This is a genomic window from Nocardia sp. NPDC051570 (assembly GCF_044454005.1).
GTDB lineage: Bacteria > Actinomycetota > Actinomycetes > Mycobacteriales > Mycobacteriaceae > Nocardia.
Window position 1 is genome coordinate 60840 of sequence record NZ_JBITDI010000009.1, and the last position, 16250, is coordinate 77089.

Consider the following 16250-nt stretch of genomic DNA (forward strand, 5'->3'; position numbering starts at 1 on the left):
ACCTATTCCCATTGTGAAAGGACTGTGATGCCAACACGTACCGCGCGCACCGCTTGGACCGGCGGACTGCAGGACGGTTCCGGACAGGTCGAGCTGGCCAGCTCCGGCGTCGGCAAGTTCGATGTGTCGTTCCCCAAGCGCAGCGCCGAGAACGCCGACGGCACCACCAGCCCCGAGGAGCTGATCGCGGCCGCGCACTCCTCCTGCTACGCGATGGCGCTGTCGGCGCAGATCGGCAATGCCGGGGGCACCGTACAGAGCCTGGACGTGAACGCCGATGTCACCCTCGGTCCGGATCCGGCGGGCGGCTTCCGGATCAGCAAGATCAAGCTGACCGTTCGGGGCAAGGCCGACGGCATCGATGCGGCCGGTTTCCAGACCGCCGCCGAGGGCGCCAAGGCCGGCTGTCCGGTCAGCAAGGCGCTGGCTGGTGTCGACACCATCGAGCTGGACGCCACTTTCGAGGGCTGACCACCCCGTGAGATGACACTCGCCGAAATCGTTGGCGGCCAAGGCCGTCAGCGATTCGGCGGGGCCCACGGCCCATGGATCCGATCATTTGTGGCAGTCTGCGTAGGTGGCGTCTGGAGCGCGACGGGTGCTCGGCGGTCGTACGCGGCTGCTGATCGGTATCGTCGCGGCCGTGGTCGTCGTGCTGGTGGCCGCGCTCATCGTGGTCGTGTTGCGCTCGGGCGCTGGCTCGGCCCAGGCACAGCCGTGTCCGGGCGACAGCGTCGCCGGACAGCCGGAGTGGGCGCCCGCCTCGGATTCGTTTGCCGCGACCTACGATCGGCATCCCTTCGTCGGCAACGGCTATCTTGGCCTGCGGATCCCGCCCGCGGGCACGGGCTATGTGGAGACCGGCGAGCCCACCGGATGGCCGCTGTACACCCCGCGCTACGACGGTGCGTTCCTGGCCGGACTGTACGGCGCCGAACCGGCCCTGGCCGACGGGCGCATGGTGGCCGCGGCCCTGCCCAACTGGTCCACGTTGCAGGTCGGGGTCGGCGACGAAACCTTCACCCCGGCAACGCCTCCCGGCCAGGTCTCCAAGTTCCGCCAGACCGAGTACCTGCGCTGCGGATTGGTGCGCACGACGCTGACCTGGACCACCCGCGACGGCCGGGCCACCGATCTGACCTACGACGTCTTCGCCGACCGCTCCGATCAGCACGCCGCCGCGGTGCGTCTCACGCTCACTCCGCACTGGAGCGGCCAGGCCACGGTCACCGGACTGCTCGATATGGCCGGTGCCCGCCGCATCGATCGGACCGCGAGCTCCGCGCCGGACGCCGATACCGTTGATCTCGAATTCCGTACCAGGACAACCAATATCGTTGGGGATATGGCCTCCGTGCTCGCGGCGGGCGATATACCGGTACGTCAGGACGATGCGGCCCAATGGGTGAAAATCCCGGTGACACAGGGTGATTCGTACGAGGTGACGAAGTACGTAGGCGTCGATACGAGCCTCACCGCCCCCGATCCGGCCGGTGCCGCCCTCGCCGCCGCCCATCGCGCCGCCGATCACGGCTGGACGGATCTGCTCACCGAACAGGCGCGGCAGTGGCAGTCGCTGTGGGCCTCCGATATCGAGGTGCCGGGCCGTCCCGATGTGCAGCGCTGGATTCGCGGCGCGCTCTATTCGCTGTATTCGGCGATCAATTCGGATCAGGACAACAGCATCTCGCCGACCGGACTGAGCAGCGACAACTATGCGGGACTGGTGTTCTGGGACGCCGATATCTGGATGTACCCGGGACTGCTGCAATTGGCGCCGAGCCTGGCCAAGTCGGTGGTCGACTATCGCTACAAGACGCTGCCCGCGGCTCGGGAGAATGCGCGGCGACTCGGACTTCCCGGCGCGTTCTATTCGTGGACCAGCGCGGCCACCGGCGATCTCGATACCGATTGCCACAGCTGGGCGCCGCCGCACTGCCTCATTCAGATTCATCTGCAGGGCGATATCTCACTCGCCGCCTGGCAGTACTATCTGGCCACCAAGGACATCGGCTACCTGCGCGATCGCGGCTGGCCGATCATGTCCGCGCTGGCCGAATTCTGGGCCGCACGCGTGAGCGCGAATCCCGACGGCAGCTATTCGATTCGCGATGTCGCGGGTCCCGACGAATACAGCAACGGCGTCGACGACGGCGTGTACACCAATGTCGTTGCGGCCGAGGCCTTGCGCAACGCGGTATCGGCGGCCCGGCTGCTCGGGCAGCCAACACCGCCCGACTGGACCACGATCGCCGATCATCTGCGCATACCCTTCGATCCGGTGAACGGCGTATTCCTGCAGTACGAGGGCTATCGCGGATCGCAGATCAAACAGGCCGATACGGTACTGCTGGAGTATCCGCTCGAATGGCCCATGTCGCCCGAGGCGGCGGCCAAGACGCTCGACTACTACGCCGAACGCACCGATCCCGACGGCCCGGCCATGACCGATTCCGTGCACGAGATCGACGCCGCCGAGAACGGCGAGCCCGGCTGTTCGGTCGGCACCTATCTGGACCGGTCGGCGCGGCCCTTCGCGCGCGAGCCGTTCGGCCAGTTCTCCGAGGCCCGGGGCAGCAAGGCGGGCGCCAACGATCCGCTCGCGGGCTCGCCCGCCTTCGACTTCACCACGCTGGCAGGCGGGTACGTGCAGGAGTTCACCAACGGCCTACTGGGACTGCGGTTCCGCGAGGATAAGGTCCGATTGACCCCGCTGCTGCCCGCGCAGTTGGCGCGGGGTCTGACCGTGCGCGGATTACATTGGCAGGGCCGGGTTTTCGATGTGGCCGTAGGCCCGCAACACACGACCGTCGCACTGCGCTCCGGCGATCCGCTGTCGATCGACACCGGATCGCAGGTGCGGCAGCTGGATTCGGGCCGCTCGCTGGATCTGACCACCCGCCGCCCCGATCTGAGCGCGACCGACGATGCGGCCCGCTGCAAGGCCGCCACGGCCGACAGCGAACAGCCCGGCGACTATGCCGAGGCGGCCGTCGACGGCGATACCGCCACGAGCTGGCGGCCCGATGCGGCCCAGGCCGACCTGACCGTCGACCTGGGCTCCGAGGTCACCGTCGCGCATGTGGCACCGCGGTGGACCGATCCGGCCCCGGTGTCGTCATCGATCGCGGTGTCGAACGACAATCGTTCCTGGTCGGTGGTCGAGACCGCCCCGAACGGGGATCTGTTCGAACCGATCACCGCCCGCTACGTGCGGATCCACGTCGACGGTGGGGATCCGACCGCGCGGCCGGGGATCCGGGAGGTGGATATCGCGACCAAGGCCCGCTAGTTCGCCGCCTTGCCCGCGACGTCGAGCACGACCTCGAACTCGAGCAGTGCGGCGCCCGTGGCGACCGGCTGACGAGCCTGACCCGCATGCGCCTCCTTGGCCGGGCCGCCCCGCCACGTTGCGAAGGATTCCTCCGAATCCCACTGCGTCACAACGAAGTAGCGATTCTCACCCGCGATCGGGCGCAACAACTGGAAACCGAGGAAGCCGGGGGAGTTCTCCACCGCATGGGCCCGCGCGGCGAACCGCTTCTCCAGCTCCGGGCCCGCGCCCTCGGGAATCTCGATCGCATTGATCTTCACAACAGCCATACAGACCACACTAGGCTAGGGGCGCTCGAGGAATTCGGCCCACGTAAAGGCTGATTTCGTGAGCACATCGGTAACTCGCCGGGCATGCCCACAGCTCAGCCCGGCACTGACGCAGGACCTGTGACCACGATGCGTGATGCTTACTTGTACGGCCGAAGACGCGGGGCGGCGGCCGAGCTGTATGACGAAGGTGGCGCGGGAGTGCCGATACTGCTGTTGCACGGGCTGATGGGCAGTGCGCGGACCTGGCACGATCAGCTGCCGTGGCTGCGCAAGCTCGGACACGTGTTCACCTTCGACGCGGCCGGGCACGGGCGCCCCGCGCCCGCCGAGCCGAGCACCGAGGCCTTCGTGCGTGACCTCGCGGACGCGACCGCGGGCATCGACGAGCCCATGATCGTGATCGGGCATTCCATGGGCGGGCTGCACGGCTGGGTCTTCGCGGCCGAATATCCGGATCGGGTGCGCGGATTGGTCGTGGAGGATATGGCGCCGGACTTCCGTGGCCGCACTGCGCGCGACTGGGCGGCCATGGTCGCCGCGTGGCCGCAGCCCTTTCCCGATGCCGACGCCGTCCTGGATTACTTCGGCCCGGTGGCGGGCCGCTACTTCCTGAACTCCTTCATCGCGAGCCCGGACGGCTATCGGCTGCATGGCGAGGTCGACACCTTCCGCGAGATCTCCGAGGAATGGGGTACGCGCGAGTTCTGGTCCCAGTGGCGCGCGGTGCGGGCGCCCGCGCTGCTCGTCGAAGGCGAACACACCATCACCCCGCCCGGTCAGATGCGGGAAATGGCCGCGCGGCATCCGAATTCGCGGCATGTGCTGGTGCACGGCGCCGGTCATCTGATCCATGACGATCGGCCGGAGATCTACCGCGCGCACGTCGAGGGCTTCCTGCACGCCATCCTCGATCACCGCATTTGATGGCACCCGCCTTCAGTCTGGCGGTATCGGGCCGTATGCTCGCAACCATTGGGAAATGCCCGGGGTCCGCCGGGGAAAGGTGAACCGATGATCGACTTCTCGCTGCCCGCCGATCTCGAGGCCGAACGCGACCGGATCCGCCGGTTCGTCATCGACACGATCGTTCCCTACGAACGCGATCCGCGGCTGACCTCGCACGGCCCCAACGACGAGCTGCGCCAGGAACTGGTCGAGCTGGCCCGCGCGGAGAAACTGCTGACCATCCAGGCCCCCGTCGAATGGGGTGGGCGCGGACTCACCCATATCGAACAGGCCGTCGCCTACGAGGCCGCGGGCTGGTCCACCCTCGGGCCGGTCGCGATGAACTGCGCCGCCCCGGACGAGGGCAACATGTTCCTGCTCTCGAAGGTCGCGAACGCCGATCAGATCGATCGCTATCTGATGCCCGTGATCACCGGCCGGCAGCGCTCGGTCTTCGCGATGACCGAACCGAACGGCGCCGGATCGGATCCCGATCAGCTCGCCACCACCGCGACCTTCGACGGCGAGAACTTCGTCGTCAACGGCCGCAAATGGCTGATCACCGGCGCCGACGGTGCCAAGACCTGGATCATCATGGCCCGCCTGGAAGCCAATCCCCATCTGCCCGAAGGCCCCACGCTGTTCCTCACCGACGGCGACACCCCCGGCATCGTCATCGAACGCACGATGAACACGATGGACCGCAACTACGTCGGCGGCCACGGTGTGGTCCGATTCGACAACCTCACCCTGCCGCGCGAGGCCGTCCTCGGCGAGACCGGTCAGGCGCTGCGGTTGGCGCAGCTGCGCCTGGCCCCGGCCCGGCTCACACACTGCATGCGCTGGCTCGGCGCGGCCGAACGCGTCCAGAGCATCGCCATCGAACACGCCCGCACCCGCACCGCGTTCGGCAAGTCCCTCGGCGAACATGAGGGCGTGTCGTTCATGTTGGCGGACAACGAGATCGCACTGCATCAGTGCCGGTTGACCATCTGGCACGCGTGCTGGCTCATGGATCAGGGGCATAAGGCCCGCCACGAGAGTTCGATGGCGAAATCCTTCGTCTCCGAGGAACTGTTCAAGGTCGCCGATCGCTGTGTGCAGGTGCTCGGCGGCATCGGCATCAGCGATGAGACCGTGGTCGAGATGATCTTCCGCGATATGCGCGCCTTCCGCCTCTACGACGGCCCGACCGAGGTGCACAAGTGGGCGATCGGTCGCAAGGTGTTGCGCTGATGGACAGATCGGCCGTCTACGTCGAGTTCGGTTGCGGGATCGTGCCCGGCTGTGTTCTGCTCGTTCGCGTACCAGGGGGCACGACCCGCGCACAGAGCTAGGATTTCGCCGCATGAGTTCGGAACTGCACGTCGATGTTTCCGCCGGAGTCGCCGTGCTCACGCTGCATCGTCCCGCGCAGCAGAATGCGTTCACCCCGGTGATGGCGACCGAACTGGGTGTGGCGCTACGCCGCTGCGATACCGAGGACGCGATTCGTGCGGTCGTCATCACGGGTACGCCGCCCGCATTCTGTGCGGGCGCCGATCTGTCCCTGCGCGTCGGTGACGTGACCGCCACCATCGATCCCGCGCCCTGGCGCGTCCGCAAGCCGGTGATCGCCGCGGTGAACGGGCATGCGGTCGGGCTCGGGCTGGCGCTCGCTCTGCAGTGCGATCTGCGCTACGTGGCGCGCGATGCGGTCTACGGGCTCAACCAGGTTCGGCGATCCGCCCTGGCCGACGGATACGCGCACTGGTTGCTGCCCCGGCTGGTCGGAATGGCCAACGCCGCCGACATCCTGTTCACCGGGCGCACCTTCGACGGCGACGAGGCGAAGGCGATGGGCCTGGCCAACAGCAGCCTCGACGCCGCGGAGGTCCTGCCGACCGCGCTGTCGGTCGCACACGACATCGCCGCCGGATCCGCGCCGCTACCGGTCGCGTTGTCCAAGCGACTGCTGTGGGAGGGCCTGGCCATGGGTCCGGATTCCGTGGCGGCGCTGGAATCCCAACTCAATACCTATGTCGCCGAGACCGATGATGCGGGTGAGGGGATGACCGCATTGCGGGATCGTCGCCAGCCGCGCTGGACCGGGCGCGTCAGCGACGAATGGCCCGCTTGGGAATCGCCCACCGAACCGGAGCGCCCGCGCCTGGATTGAGCTGTGGCTCAGGCGTGCCCGCCGATCAGCACCAACAGGTAGATGACCGCGATGACCACCATCAGAATCGTGCCGATGATGCCGAAGATGTAGCCCAGCATCACCTGCGTCCGGCCGCCGTACGCGCCGCCCGAGTACTCGATCTGATCCAGCGCCCGCTTACCCATCGCCCACGCCACCGGACCCAGTGCGCCGCAGCAGAATATGCTCAGCACCCCGAGTAACAGCACCGTGGTGGCGTGCGGATGCTCGACCGGCTGACCGATCGGCTCATCGGGGAAGTACTGGGGCGGGTAACTGGCCACCGGCCAAGTCTATGGGGGCCCGCGCCGCGAAAGCTTGCTGACGCGCTTGGTTTTGCGGGTCAGCCCCGGCGCTGGCGGGCGATATCGGCGAGCAAGACACCCGCGGCGACCGAGGCGTTGAGCGATTCGACCTCGCCGGCCATCGGAATGCTCAGGATGCTGTCGCAGGTCTCGCGGACCAGTCGCGACAGGCCCTTACCCTCGGATCCGACCACCACGACCGTGGGGGTGGTGGCCTCGAAATCGTCGAGCGAGGTATCGCCGCCCGCGTCCAGGCCGACGATCTGCAGGCCGGCCTTGGCCCAATCCTTCAGCGTCCGTGTGAGATTGGTGGCGCGCGCGACGGGCAGCCGGGCCGCGGCGCCGGCGCTGGTCCGCCAGGCCACCGCTGTCACGCTGGCGCTGCGTCGCTGCGGGATCACCACGCCGTGACCGCCGAAGGCCGCGACCGAGCGGATCACCGCACCCAGATTGCGCGGGTCGGAGATGTTGTCCAGCGCCACCAGCAGCGGGGGAGTGTCGGAGGCGAGGGCGGAGGCGAGCAGATCGTCCGGATGCGCGTAGCGATACGGCGGCACCTGCAATGCCAGGCCCTGATGTAAACCGTTGGAGCTCATCCGATCCAGGTCGGTGCGCGGCACCTCCAGGATCGAGATGCCGGTGTCGGCGGCGATCTTGACCGATTCGGTGAGCCGCTCGTCGTTCTCGGTGCCGTTGGCGACGTACAGCGCGGTCGCGGGGACCCCGGCGCGCAGACACTCCACCACCGGGTTGCGGCCGAGGACCAGTTCGGGACCGTCGTCACCCTTGCGGGTGCTCGGCCGCCCCGACGGACGGCCCTGGGCCTGCTTGGCCGCCGCCTTCTTCGCCGCCGCGGCTCGTTTGGCGGCGGGGTGGTACACCCGCGCCTCCGCGGGCGGGGTCGCGCCGCGACCCTCCAGCGACCGTCGCCGCTGACCGCCCGAACCGACGGTCTGCCCCTTCTTGGTGCCGGATTTGCGGATCGCGCCCCGCCGTTGCGAATTACCTGCCATCAGTTCGCCTTTCCGCTCAGGCTCCACTCGGGGCCTTCCGGTGTGTCGGTGACCTCGACACCGGCCGCGATCAGCCGATCTCGGACCGCATCGGCGGTCTTCCAGTCCTTGTTGCCGCGTGCCAGCTGACGCCGTTCCAGTTCGGCGCGCACCAGCACGTCGATGGCGTCGAGGGCCGCCGAGGAATCCCCGGGCGCGGCCCAGTGCGGATCCAGCGGATCCACACCGAGAATGCCGAGCATCGCGCGTACCTGCCCCGCCAGTTCGCGCGCGGTGTCGGCGGCGCCGGATTCCAGCGCCTTGTTGCCCTCGTGCACCACGCGGTGAATCTCCGCCAGCGCCTTGGGAATTCCGAGATTATCGTCGAGCGCTTCGGCGAATGCGTCGGTCCATTTGCCGACCGGAGGTTCACCGGCGCGTTCGGCCGCGCGCCGGACGAATGCCTCGATGCGCTGATAGGTCTGGGCCGCATCGCGCAACGCCTGATCGGAATACTCCAGCATCGAGCTGTAGTGCGCGCTGCCCAGATAGAACCGAAGTTCCACGGCCCGAACATTTTTCAGCACATTCGGCACCGACAGCACATTGCCGAGCGATTTCGACATCTTCTCACCGCCGAGGGTCACCCAGCCGTTGTGCAGCCAGTACCGGGCGAAACCGTCGCCGGCCGCGCGCGATTGGGCGATCTCGTTCTCATGGTGCGGGAAAACCAAATCCATTCCGCCGCAATGGATATCGAATTCGGGGCCGAGATAGAACTCGGCCATCGCCGAGCATTCCAGATGCCAGCCCGGGCGGCCCGGACCCCATGGCGACGGCCAGGTCGGCTCGCCGGGCTTGGCGGCCTTCCACAGCGTGAAATCGCGCGGATCCTTCTTCCCCGCGCCGGCGCTCTCGCCCTGATGCACGTCGTCGAGCCGGTGACCGGACAGCTGGCCGTAATCCGGATAGCTGCGGATATCGAAGTAGACGTTGCCGCACGAGGCGTAGGCATGGCCGCGCTCGATCAGCCGTTGCATGAGCTCGACCATCTGAGTGATATGCCCGGTGGCGCGCGGCTCGACCGAAGGCGGCAGCACGCCCAGCGCCTCGTAGGCGCGTCCGAAGGCGCGCTCATACGTGGCGGCCCATTCCCACCACGGGCGGCCCGCCGCGGCGGCCTTGTTCAGGATCTTGTCCTCGATATCGGTGACGTTGCGGACGAAGGCCACGTCGAACCCGTTGGCGGTCAGCCATCGACGCAAGATGTCGAAGGCGACTCCGCTGCGCACGTGTCCGATATGGGGTTCGCCCTGCACGGTGGCGCCACACAGATACACCGATGCGTGGCCGGGGACCAGGGGCGTGAAATCACGCAGGGTCCGCGTCTCGGTGTCGAACAGGCGCAGAGTCACGACCAGCCATCCTAGCTGTTGAGAATTTGCAGAGTACGGGGCGGTTTACTGCTGGCTACAACAGTGCAACATCGCTGTCGCCACCGCCGCGATCCCCTCACCGCGTCCGGTCAGCCCCAGACCGTCGGTGGTCGTGCCCGAAACCGAAACCGGTGCACCGAGTAATTCTCCCAGGAGCTGTTGGGCTTCGCCACGGCGCGCCCCCATCTTGGGGCGATTCCCGATCACCTGGACGGCCGCATTCACGATCGTGAAGCCGGCCTCGTCGAGCAGGCGGCGGACCTCTTTCAGCATGGCCGCTCCCGACACGCCGGCCCATTCGGGCCGTCCGGTGCCGAAGACCGCGCCGAGATCGCCGAGCCCGGCGGCCGACAGCAGCGCGTCGCAGAGCGCGTGCGCGGCCACATCGCCGTCGGAATGGCCCGCACAGCCGTCATCGCCCTCGAACAGCAGACCGGCCATCCAGCAGGGACGGCCGGGTTCGATGGGGTGTACGTCGCTGCCGATGCCGACGCGTAGCGCGGCCGGGTCGATCATCGCGACACCGCCTGCGGCACAGGGCGATCGGCGAGCAGGGCATGGGCCAGGTGTAGATCGAGCGGGGTGGTGATCTTGAAAGCCATTGGGTCGCCGGGGATCACATGCACATGCGCGCCGAGGCGCTCGACCAGTCCCGCATCGTCGGTGGCGGGAACGTCGAGCGCGTAGGCCTCGCGCAGCAGCTGTGCCTCGAACCCCTGCGGGGTCTGGATCGCGCGCAGTCCGCCGCGATCCGGGGTGCCGGTCACCACGCCGTCGGCGTCGACCGATTTGATCGTGTCGGTGACGGGCAGGCCGGGTACGACCGCCCGCACTCCGGCGCGCAATGCGGCCACCACCTCCGCGATCAGCGACGGCGGCGTGAGGGCGCGGGCCGCGTCGTGCACGAGGACATGGGTGGCCTCCGGCGCGGCCGCGAGTCCGGCGCGCACGGAATCGATACGTTCGGCGCCACCGGCGACCACGCTCACCGGAACCCGGCCACCCGCGAGGGTGGACAGATCCCTGGCTCGCTCGATCAACTCGGCGGGCACCATGATCACGATATGGTCCACGACCCCGGACGCGATCAAACCGTCGATGGCGAGCGTGAGCATGGGGCTGCCGCCGATCGGGACGAATGCCTTGGGCAATGTCTCACCCAGGCGCACACCTCGACCGGCGGCAGGTACCAGCGCCACGACACGACTTTCGTCGTGCGGATGGTTCACGGTCAGGAAGCCGCAGCGAGAACCTCGTCGAGCAGGGTCTCGGCCTTGACGTCGTCGGTTCCCTCGGCAAGTGCGAGCTCACCGACGAGAATCTGGCGGGCCTTGGCCAACATGCGCTTCTCGCCGGCGGACAGGCCGCGGTCCTGCTCTCGGCGCCACAGGTCACGCACGACCTCGGCCACCTTGTTCACATCGCCGGAGGCGAGCTTCTCCAGGTTGGCCTTGTAGCGGCGAGACCAGTTCGTCGGTTCCTCCGTATGCGGCGCGCGTAGCACCTGGAAGACACGATCGAGACCTTCCTGGCCGACGACGTCGCGGACGCCGACGTACTCCGCATTCTCGGCGGGAACCCGAACGGTGAGGTCACCTTGGGCGACCTTCAGGACAAGATATTCTTTCTGCACGCCCTTGATGGTGCGAGTCTCGATTGCTTCGATCAGCGCCGCTCCGTGGTGGGGGTAAACGACGGTGTCTCCGACCTTAAAAATCATGTGTCCCGTGCCCCTTTCGATGTTCACAGTTTAACATGCGACTCGGTAACGGCGCGATCAACGACGCAGGTCAGGGCCACAACAGGGCGGCGGCGGGGGTTGACAGAACGCCTATGGTGTGCATCCCGTTGTGCCAGAAGGAGTTACGAGCGAGCCCGCTTTCCGCGTACCGAATGGTACTGCGCGTCCGGGGTTGACCGTACAAGTCCCCCTACCCGACACGGGGGCCCATGGGGCGACTACTACGCTCCCTACTACTACTCTCCATCGTGGAGTGAGCCGGTCGACATGGAGGACAAGCCCGTGACTGCCCTGAAAGCCACCACAGCGTCGAAGGCGCGCCGCCACGTCGTGACCGTCGCCGCGCTCGCCGCGGGCGCGGTGCTCGCGCTGTCGGGGTGCGGTGCCGGTCAGATCTCGCAGACCGCCCACCAGGTCGCGGCCGTGAACGGCAACAGCGCCAACGTCGGCAAGGTGGCGCTGCGCAATGTGCGCCTGCTGCTGCCGCCGTCGGAGGAGTACAACAACGCCAAGGGCGGTAAGGCCGTGCTCGCGTTCAGCGCGATCAACGGCGGCGCGGCCGAGTCCGACGAGCTCACCAGCATCACCAGCGATCTGGGCACGGTGAAGATCACCCCGGCCAACCCGCAGCTGCCGCCGGGCCGGACGGTCGTGGCCGCCGCCCCGCAGCCGGGCGCCCATGCCGCCGCGACGACCAGCTCGGCCGCGGCCACGAGCTCCGCCGCGCCGACCAGCGCACCCGCCCCGTCGACCGCCGCCTCGTCCACCGCGACGGCGAAGCCCGCCGAGGGTGCCGAATCGGCCGATCCCGCCGCGCATCCGCTGCTGGTCGAGATCACCGGCCTCAGCAAGGACATCACCCCGGGCCTGACCTATCAGGTGACCTTCAACTTCAAGGACGCGGGCACGGTCGCGGTCAACGTGCCGGTCGACGCGGGTCCGGATCTGGCCCGTAAGGACGGCGAGAAGGCCGCCGAGCATTCCGGCCACTGATGCGTCCCGCGGCGCGCGCCGAGATCGGCTCGCGCCGTTGCCCGATCGTGTCGGACCCGATCTCTAGGCTGCGCACGTGGCCAAGGTGAAATCGCAGTATCGCTGCTCCGCGTGCGCGCATGAGGTCGCCAAGTGGGTGGGCCGATGCCCGAGCTGCGGTGAATGGGGTTCGGTCGACGAGGTGGCGCCCGCGGCGACGGCGGCGGCGCCGCAGCGGCGAGCCCTGCTGCCGTCCACCGCGGCCGCGCCGATCTCGACGATCGACTCACAGGTGACCCGTGCCCGGTCCACCGGTGTGAGCGAACTCGATCGGGTGCTGGGCGGCGGCATCGTGCCCGGTTCGGTGGTGTTGCTGTCCGGCGAGCCCGGGGTGGGCAAGTCGACGCTGCTGCTCGAGGTCGCGCATCGCTGGGCGCGCCAGCGCGACGAGCGGGCGCTCTACGTCACCGCCGAGGAGTCGGCCGGACAGGTCCGGCTGCGCGCGGATCGCACCGACGCGGTACACGAACGGGTCTATCTCGCAGCCGAATCCGATCTGGCCACCATCCTCGGCCATGTCGAGCAGGTGCATCCGACGCTGCTGGTCGTGGACTCGGTGCAGACCATGCTGGCCGCCGATGTCGACGGCGTGATCGGCGGCGTCACCCAGGTGCGCGCGGTGGCCGCCGCGCTGACCTCGCTGGCCAAGGCGAGCGGTATCGCGGTGCTGCTGGTCGGGCATGTCACCAAGGACGGCACTCTGGCCGGGCCGCGCACGCTGGAACATCTGGTGGATGTGGTGCTGCAGTTCGAGGGCGATAAACACTCCACGCTGCGCATGGTGCGCGGCATCAAGAATCGCTTCGGAAGCGCCGACGAGGTGGGCTGTTTCGAGATGCGCGACAACGGGATCGCCTGTGTCGAGGATCCGTCCGGACTGTTCCTGCATCACCGGACCGATACCGTCCCGGGCACGGCCGTCACGGTCGCCATGGACGGTAAGCGCCCGCTGGTCGGCGAGGTGCAGGGCCTGACGGTGGAGACCCAGGCGGCCATGCCGCGGCGGGCCGTGAGCGGGCTGGACCACAACCGGGTGTCGATGGTGCTCGCGGTGCTGCAGAGCCGCTGTGGGCTGTACCTGGGCAAGTACGAGGTGTATGCGGCGACCGTCGGCGGGATGCGGCTCACCGAGCCGTCCGCGGATCTGGCCGTGGCCCTTGCCATCGCGAGCGCCGAGCGCGGGCGTGCGCTGCGGGCGGGGACGGTCATCCTCGGCGAGGTCGGGCTGGCCGGTGAGGTGCGCCGTGTCGCCGGGGCCGGTCGTCGCCTCGCCGAGGCCGAGCGGCTAGGTTTCACCGAAGCGCTGGTGCCGCCGGGGGTGGACCGTTCCGGACTCGGTATCAAGGTGCACGAGGTGACCGATGTTCGTGCGGCGCTGGCGCTGACCGGTTTGTCGAAGCGAGGACGCGCACGTCTGGAGGCCGTCGAATGAACCCAGGGCGTTGGGTCACCAACCTGCTCGGCAAACCCGCGGCCGGCCCGCTACCCGCGGCCGCACCCGCGTCCCGCCGCGAGATCGGCACGAATTCCCCCGCCCGTGACGTGGTCACCCGTCTCGTGCCCGGTACGGATCTGCGCGACGGCATCGATCGCATACTGCGGGCGCGCACCGGGGCGCTGATCGTCCTGGGTTACGACGAGGCCGTCGAGCAGATCTGCGACGGCGGATTCGATCTGGATGTCGAATTCTCCCCGACCCGGCTGCGGGAGCTGTCGAAAATGGATGGCGCCGTGGTGTTGTCGACCGACGGCGGGCGCATCCGGCGCGCCAACGTCCATCTGGTGCCCGATCCGCTGCTGCCGACCACCGAATCGGGTACCCGGCACAAGGCCGCCGAGCGGACCGCCGCGCAGATCGGATGCCCCGTGGTGTCGGTGAGCCGGTCCACCGGAATCGTGACCGTCTACGCGCACGGCTCCCGGCATCTGATCCAGCCCTCGGAAACCATTCTGGCGCGGGCCAATCAGGCCATGGCGACGCTGGAGCGCTATCGCACGCGGCTGGACGAGATGACCAGGCAGCTGTCGACGGTGGAGCTGGGCGATGTGGTCACCGTGCGCGATGTGCTGACCGTGATGCACTGCCTGGAGCTGGTGCGGCGGGTGGCCCGCGAGATCGAGGCCGATGTCGGCGAACTCGGCGTCGACGGCCGCCAGCTGGCCCTGCAGCTGGCCGAGGTGGTCGGCAATGCCGACGGCATGCGACGGCTCGTGGTCCGCGATTACGTCCGGCCGCCCTCGTCCGGCGCTGTCGCGGAGCCAGTGGTCGATCGCGCGCTGGACGCGCTGGATCAGCTGCTCGAGGTGGAACTGCTGGAGGTGACGAATCTGGCGCAGCCACTGGGCTTTCCGGCCACGCTCGAGGCGCTGGACACCGCCACCGGCCCGCGCGGCTACCGGCTGCTCGAGGAGATTCCGGGCGTGCCGAGGCCGCGGGCGGAGGCGCTGATCGCGGCGTTCGGATCGCTGTCCGCCCTGCTTGACGCCGATCTCGCGGACCTCGTCGCCGTCGACGGTGTCGACGAGGATGTCGCCCGGCGAATCCGCGAGGGACTCACCCGCCGATAAGCTCCGCTCCCGGCCGGGATCAGGCGATGTTGAACGGCTCCGGCGCGCTGTGCACCGAACCGAATTGCGCCACAACGGCATAGCCACCCGGCGGCACCGGCACCCGCTCGCCCGCGCAGTTGGCCTGTGAGGTCGTCCCCGACCAGGTCAGCGTGAATTCCGCCTGCTGTCCGCCGCCGAGGGCGCGCAGATCGGCCGGGCCGCCCTGATCGCAATCGGTGCTCGCCCACAGCCTGCGCTGCCCGTCGAGCGACTGCACCCACACCTGCTGCAGCCCCGAACCCATATCCCGGGTGCAGGCCGCGGTGGAGATGTTGGTGACCACGATATGGAACACCGGCTGCTCGCCCGATTTGTAATTCGGCTGGCCCACCGAGACCTTCACCGCCAGCGACTGATCCGGGCATTGCGCGGGCGAACCGCTGGCCGCCGCGTTCGCCGTGGCGCTGGGCGTGCTGGTTCCCGATTCGGAGGTGCCCGCCGCGGCCGCGCCCGACGTCGCCGCGGGCTTGGCGACCGCCGAACTCGAGGTCGCGGCGGCGGCCTTACCGTCGTCCTTACCGCTCTTGTGCGTCAGGAATACCGCCAGCCAGATCAGCAGCGCGAGCGCGATCACCAGCGCTGCGATGGCGAGCAGGCGACGGCGCCAGTAGATCTCGGGCGGTAGTGGTCCAGTCGGTTCCAGCACGGCAACAACGGTAAGCGCCCGATCGAGCCCGGTCCGGCTCAGGGGCACGGCGTGTCGAACCCTCAGGCCACCTCGCCGATGTTGCCGACCGCGCGATGCAATTGCACCTTGCCGTCCTCGAGTTTGTATGTGACGCAGGCGATCGCGCATTCGCCGGTGGCCACCCGCTGGGAGATGATCATCGAGCGCTGCATGAGCAGCCGCGCGGTCTCCACCACATGCCGGGCCTCGAGCTCGTCGACCTCGGTGAGGCCCTCGCGTCGGCCGATCAGAATGGAGGGGGTGACCCGTTCGACCACGCTGCGGATGAAGCCGCCGGGAACGTCGCCGCCGTCGAGCGCGTCGATGGTGGCGCGCACCGCACCACAGCTGTCGTGGCCGAGCACGATGATCAGCGGCACGTGCAGGATCTCCACGCCGTATTCGATCGATCCGAGCACGGAGGAGTCGACGACATGGCCGGCGGTGCGGACCACGAACATATCGCCGAGGCCCTGGTCGAAGATGATTTCGGCGGCCACGCGGGAGTCGCCGCACCCGAACAGGATTGCCGACGGCTGCTGTCCGCTCACGAGCTTCGCCCGGTCCGCGGCGCCCTGACTAGGATGCTGCAGCGTGCCACTGACGAAGCGCTCATTGCCCTCGCGGAGGGCCTTCCAGGCACTGATCGGGTTGGTATGAGGCATGTGTCCCATTTTCCATACGGGCCGGGTTACTGGCGAGTCCGTCGAGTTACGACCGGGCAAATCATCCGTACC

Annotated in this window: 17 protein-coding genes; 8 read left to right on the forward strand and 9 right to left on the reverse strand. The window is 68.3% G+C overall.

Annotated features, from left to right (window positions below; translation table 11 throughout):
- Positions 1-27 precede the first annotated feature (27 nt).
- Both ACIA76_RS23120 and ACIA76_RS23125 read left to right on the forward strand, forming a co-directional pair.
- Complete coding sequence (locus tag ACIA76_RS23120; protein WP_397153931.1) at positions 28-471, forward strand: OsmC family peroxiredoxin; 444 nt, start codon at positions 28-30, stop codon at positions 469-471.
- Between the two features lie 106 nt (positions 472-577).
- Entirely contained in the window at positions 578-3292 is a 2715-nt protein-coding gene (locus ACIA76_RS23125; RefSeq protein ID WP_397153933.1) for a discoidin domain-containing protein, read from the forward strand.
- On the opposite strand, the gene ACIA76_RS23130 is transcribed toward ACIA76_RS23125, so the two are convergent.
- On the reverse strand, positions 3289-3603 hold the full coding sequence (locus ACIA76_RS23130) for an antibiotic biosynthesis monooxygenase family protein (protein WP_397153935.1): 315 nt from the start codon (positions 3601-3603) through the stop codon (positions 3289-3291). The genes ACIA76_RS23125 and ACIA76_RS23130 overlap by 4 nt on opposite strands.
- A 129-nt stretch (positions 3604-3732) precedes the next feature.
- Between ACIA76_RS23130 and ACIA76_RS23135 the strand changes: the two genes are divergently transcribed.
- The 3 genes from ACIA76_RS23135 (at position 3733) to ACIA76_RS23145 (ending at position 6709) form a co-directional block, all read left to right on the forward strand.
- Positions 3733-4530 (forward strand): alpha/beta fold hydrolase, encoded by a 798-nt coding sequence (locus ACIA76_RS23135; protein WP_397153937.1) that lies wholly within the window; start codon positions 3733-3735, stop codon positions 4528-4530.
- Positions 4531-4617: 87 nt separating this feature from the next.
- Positions 4618-5787 carry an acyl-CoA dehydrogenase family protein gene (locus ACIA76_RS23140; protein ID WP_397153939.1) on the forward strand — a complete coding sequence of 390 codons (1170 nt, stop codon included), beginning with the start codon at positions 4618-4620 and terminating at the stop codon, positions 5785-5787.
- A gap of 112 nt (positions 5788-5899) precedes the next feature.
- Complete coding sequence (locus ACIA76_RS23145; RefSeq protein ID WP_397153941.1) at positions 5900-6709, forward strand: enoyl-CoA hydratase/isomerase family protein; 810 nt, start codon at positions 5900-5902, stop codon at positions 6707-6709.
- Between the two features lie 8 nt (positions 6710-6717).
- Here the strand turns inward: ACIA76_RS23145 and ACIA76_RS23150 are convergent, their stop codons facing one another.
- The 6 genes from ACIA76_RS23150 to carD are packed head-to-tail and all read right to left on the reverse strand — an operon-like array spanning position 6718 to position 11183.
- Entirely contained in the window at positions 6718-7014 is a 297-nt protein-coding gene (locus ACIA76_RS23150; RefSeq protein WP_397153943.1) for a DUF4190 domain-containing protein, read from the reverse strand.
- 59 nt (positions 7015-7073) lie between these two features.
- A complete protein-coding gene (gene rlmB, locus ACIA76_RS23155) occupies positions 7074-8048 on the reverse strand; it encodes a 23S rRNA (guanosine(2251)-2'-O)-methyltransferase RlmB (RefSeq protein WP_397153944.1) in 975 nt (324 codons plus the stop codon).
- On the reverse strand, positions 8048-9442 hold the full coding sequence (gene cysS / locus ACIA76_RS23160; RefSeq protein ID WP_397153946.1) for a cysteine--tRNA ligase: 1395 nt from the start codon (positions 9440-9442) through the stop codon (positions 8048-8050). Before cysS ends, rlmB begins: the two co-directional genes overlap by 1 nt.
- A 45-nt stretch (positions 9443-9487) precedes the next feature.
- Positions 9488-9979: a 2-C-methyl-D-erythritol 2,4-cyclodiphosphate synthase gene (gene ispF / locus ACIA76_RS23165; protein WP_397153948.1), complete on the reverse strand. Its 492-nt coding sequence runs from the start codon at positions 9977-9979 to the stop codon at positions 9488-9490.
- Positions 9976-10692 (reverse strand): 2-C-methyl-D-erythritol 4-phosphate cytidylyltransferase, encoded by a 717-nt coding sequence (gene ispD / locus ACIA76_RS23170; RefSeq protein WP_397153950.1) that lies wholly within the window; start codon positions 10690-10692, stop codon positions 9976-9978. Before ispD ends, ispF begins: the two co-directional genes overlap by 4 nt.
- Positions 10693-10694: 2 nt before the next feature.
- Positions 10695-11183, reverse strand: coding sequence for an RNA polymerase-binding transcription factor CarD (gene carD, locus ACIA76_RS23175; protein ID WP_019931623.1), 489 nt, complete (start codon positions 11181-11183; stop codon positions 10695-10697).
- A gap of 303 nt (positions 11184-11486) precedes the next feature.
- On the opposite strand from carD, the gene ACIA76_RS23180 reads away from it, so the two are divergent.
- The 3 genes from ACIA76_RS23180 (at position 11487) to disA (ending at position 14804) form a co-directional block, all read left to right on the forward strand.
- A complete protein-coding gene (locus ACIA76_RS23180) occupies positions 11487-12197 on the forward strand; it encodes a hypothetical protein (protein WP_397153952.1) in 711 nt (236 codons plus the stop codon).
- Positions 12198-12273: 76 nt separating this feature from the next.
- On the forward strand, positions 12274-13668 hold the full coding sequence (radA, locus tag ACIA76_RS23185) for a DNA repair protein RadA (protein WP_397153954.1): 1395 nt from the start codon (positions 12274-12276) through the stop codon (positions 13666-13668).
- Positions 13665-14804, forward strand: coding sequence for a DNA integrity scanning diadenylate cyclase DisA (gene disA / locus ACIA76_RS23190; protein ID WP_397153956.1), 1140 nt, complete (start codon positions 13665-13667; stop codon positions 14802-14804). Before radA ends, disA begins: the two co-directional genes overlap by 4 nt.
- Before the next feature lie 19 nt (positions 14805-14823).
- Here disA and ACIA76_RS23195 read toward each other — a convergent pair whose 3' ends face one another.
- Complete coding sequence (locus ACIA76_RS23195; RefSeq protein ID WP_397153958.1) at positions 14824-15492, reverse strand: hypothetical protein; 669 nt, start codon at positions 15490-15492, stop codon at positions 14824-14826.
- 62 nt (positions 15493-15554) lie between these two features.
- The gene (locus ACIA76_RS23200; RefSeq protein WP_397153960.1) at positions 15555-16178 is read right to left on the reverse strand and encodes a carbonic anhydrase; all 624 of its coding nucleotides are present in this window, start codon (positions 16176-16178) and stop codon (positions 15555-15557) included.
- Positions 16179-16250: the final 72 nt, after the last annotated feature.

Coding starts and splice junctions, on each gene's coding strand:
- ACIA76_RS23120 (WP_397153931.1), top strand. CDS start 28: ATGCCAACACGTACCGCGCGCACCGCTTGGACCGGCGGACTGCAGGAC.
- ACIA76_RS23130 (WP_397153935.1), bottom strand. CDS start 3,603: ATGGCTGTTGTGAAGATCAATGCGATCGAGATTCCCGAGGGCGCGGGC.
- ACIA76_RS23135 (WP_397153937.1), top strand. CDS start 3,733: ATGCGTGATGCTTACTTGTACGGCCGAAGACGCGGGGCGGCGGCCGAG.
- ACIA76_RS23140 (WP_397153939.1), top strand. CDS start 4,618: ATGATCGACTTCTCGCTGCCCGCCGATCTCGAGGCCGAACGCGACCGG.
- ACIA76_RS23145 (WP_397153941.1), top strand. CDS start 5,900: ATGAGTTCGGAACTGCACGTCGATGTTTCCGCCGGAGTCGCCGTGCTC.
- rlmB (WP_397153944.1), bottom strand. CDS start 8,048: ATGGCAGGTAATTCGCAACGGCGGGGCGCGATCCGCAAATCCGGCACC.
- ispF (WP_397153948.1), bottom strand. CDS start 9,979: ATGATCGACCCGGCCGCGCTACGCGTCGGCATCGGCAGCGACGTACAC.
- carD (WP_019931623.1), bottom strand. CDS start 11,183: ATGATTTTTAAGGTCGGAGACACCGTCGTTTACCCCCACCACGGAGCG.
- disA (WP_397153956.1), top strand. CDS start 13,665: ATGAACCCAGGGCGTTGGGTCACCAACCTGCTCGGCAAACCCGCGGCC.
- ACIA76_RS23200 (WP_397153960.1), bottom strand. CDS start 16,178: ATGCCTCATACCAACCCGATCAGTGCCTGGAAGGCCCTCCGCGAGGGC.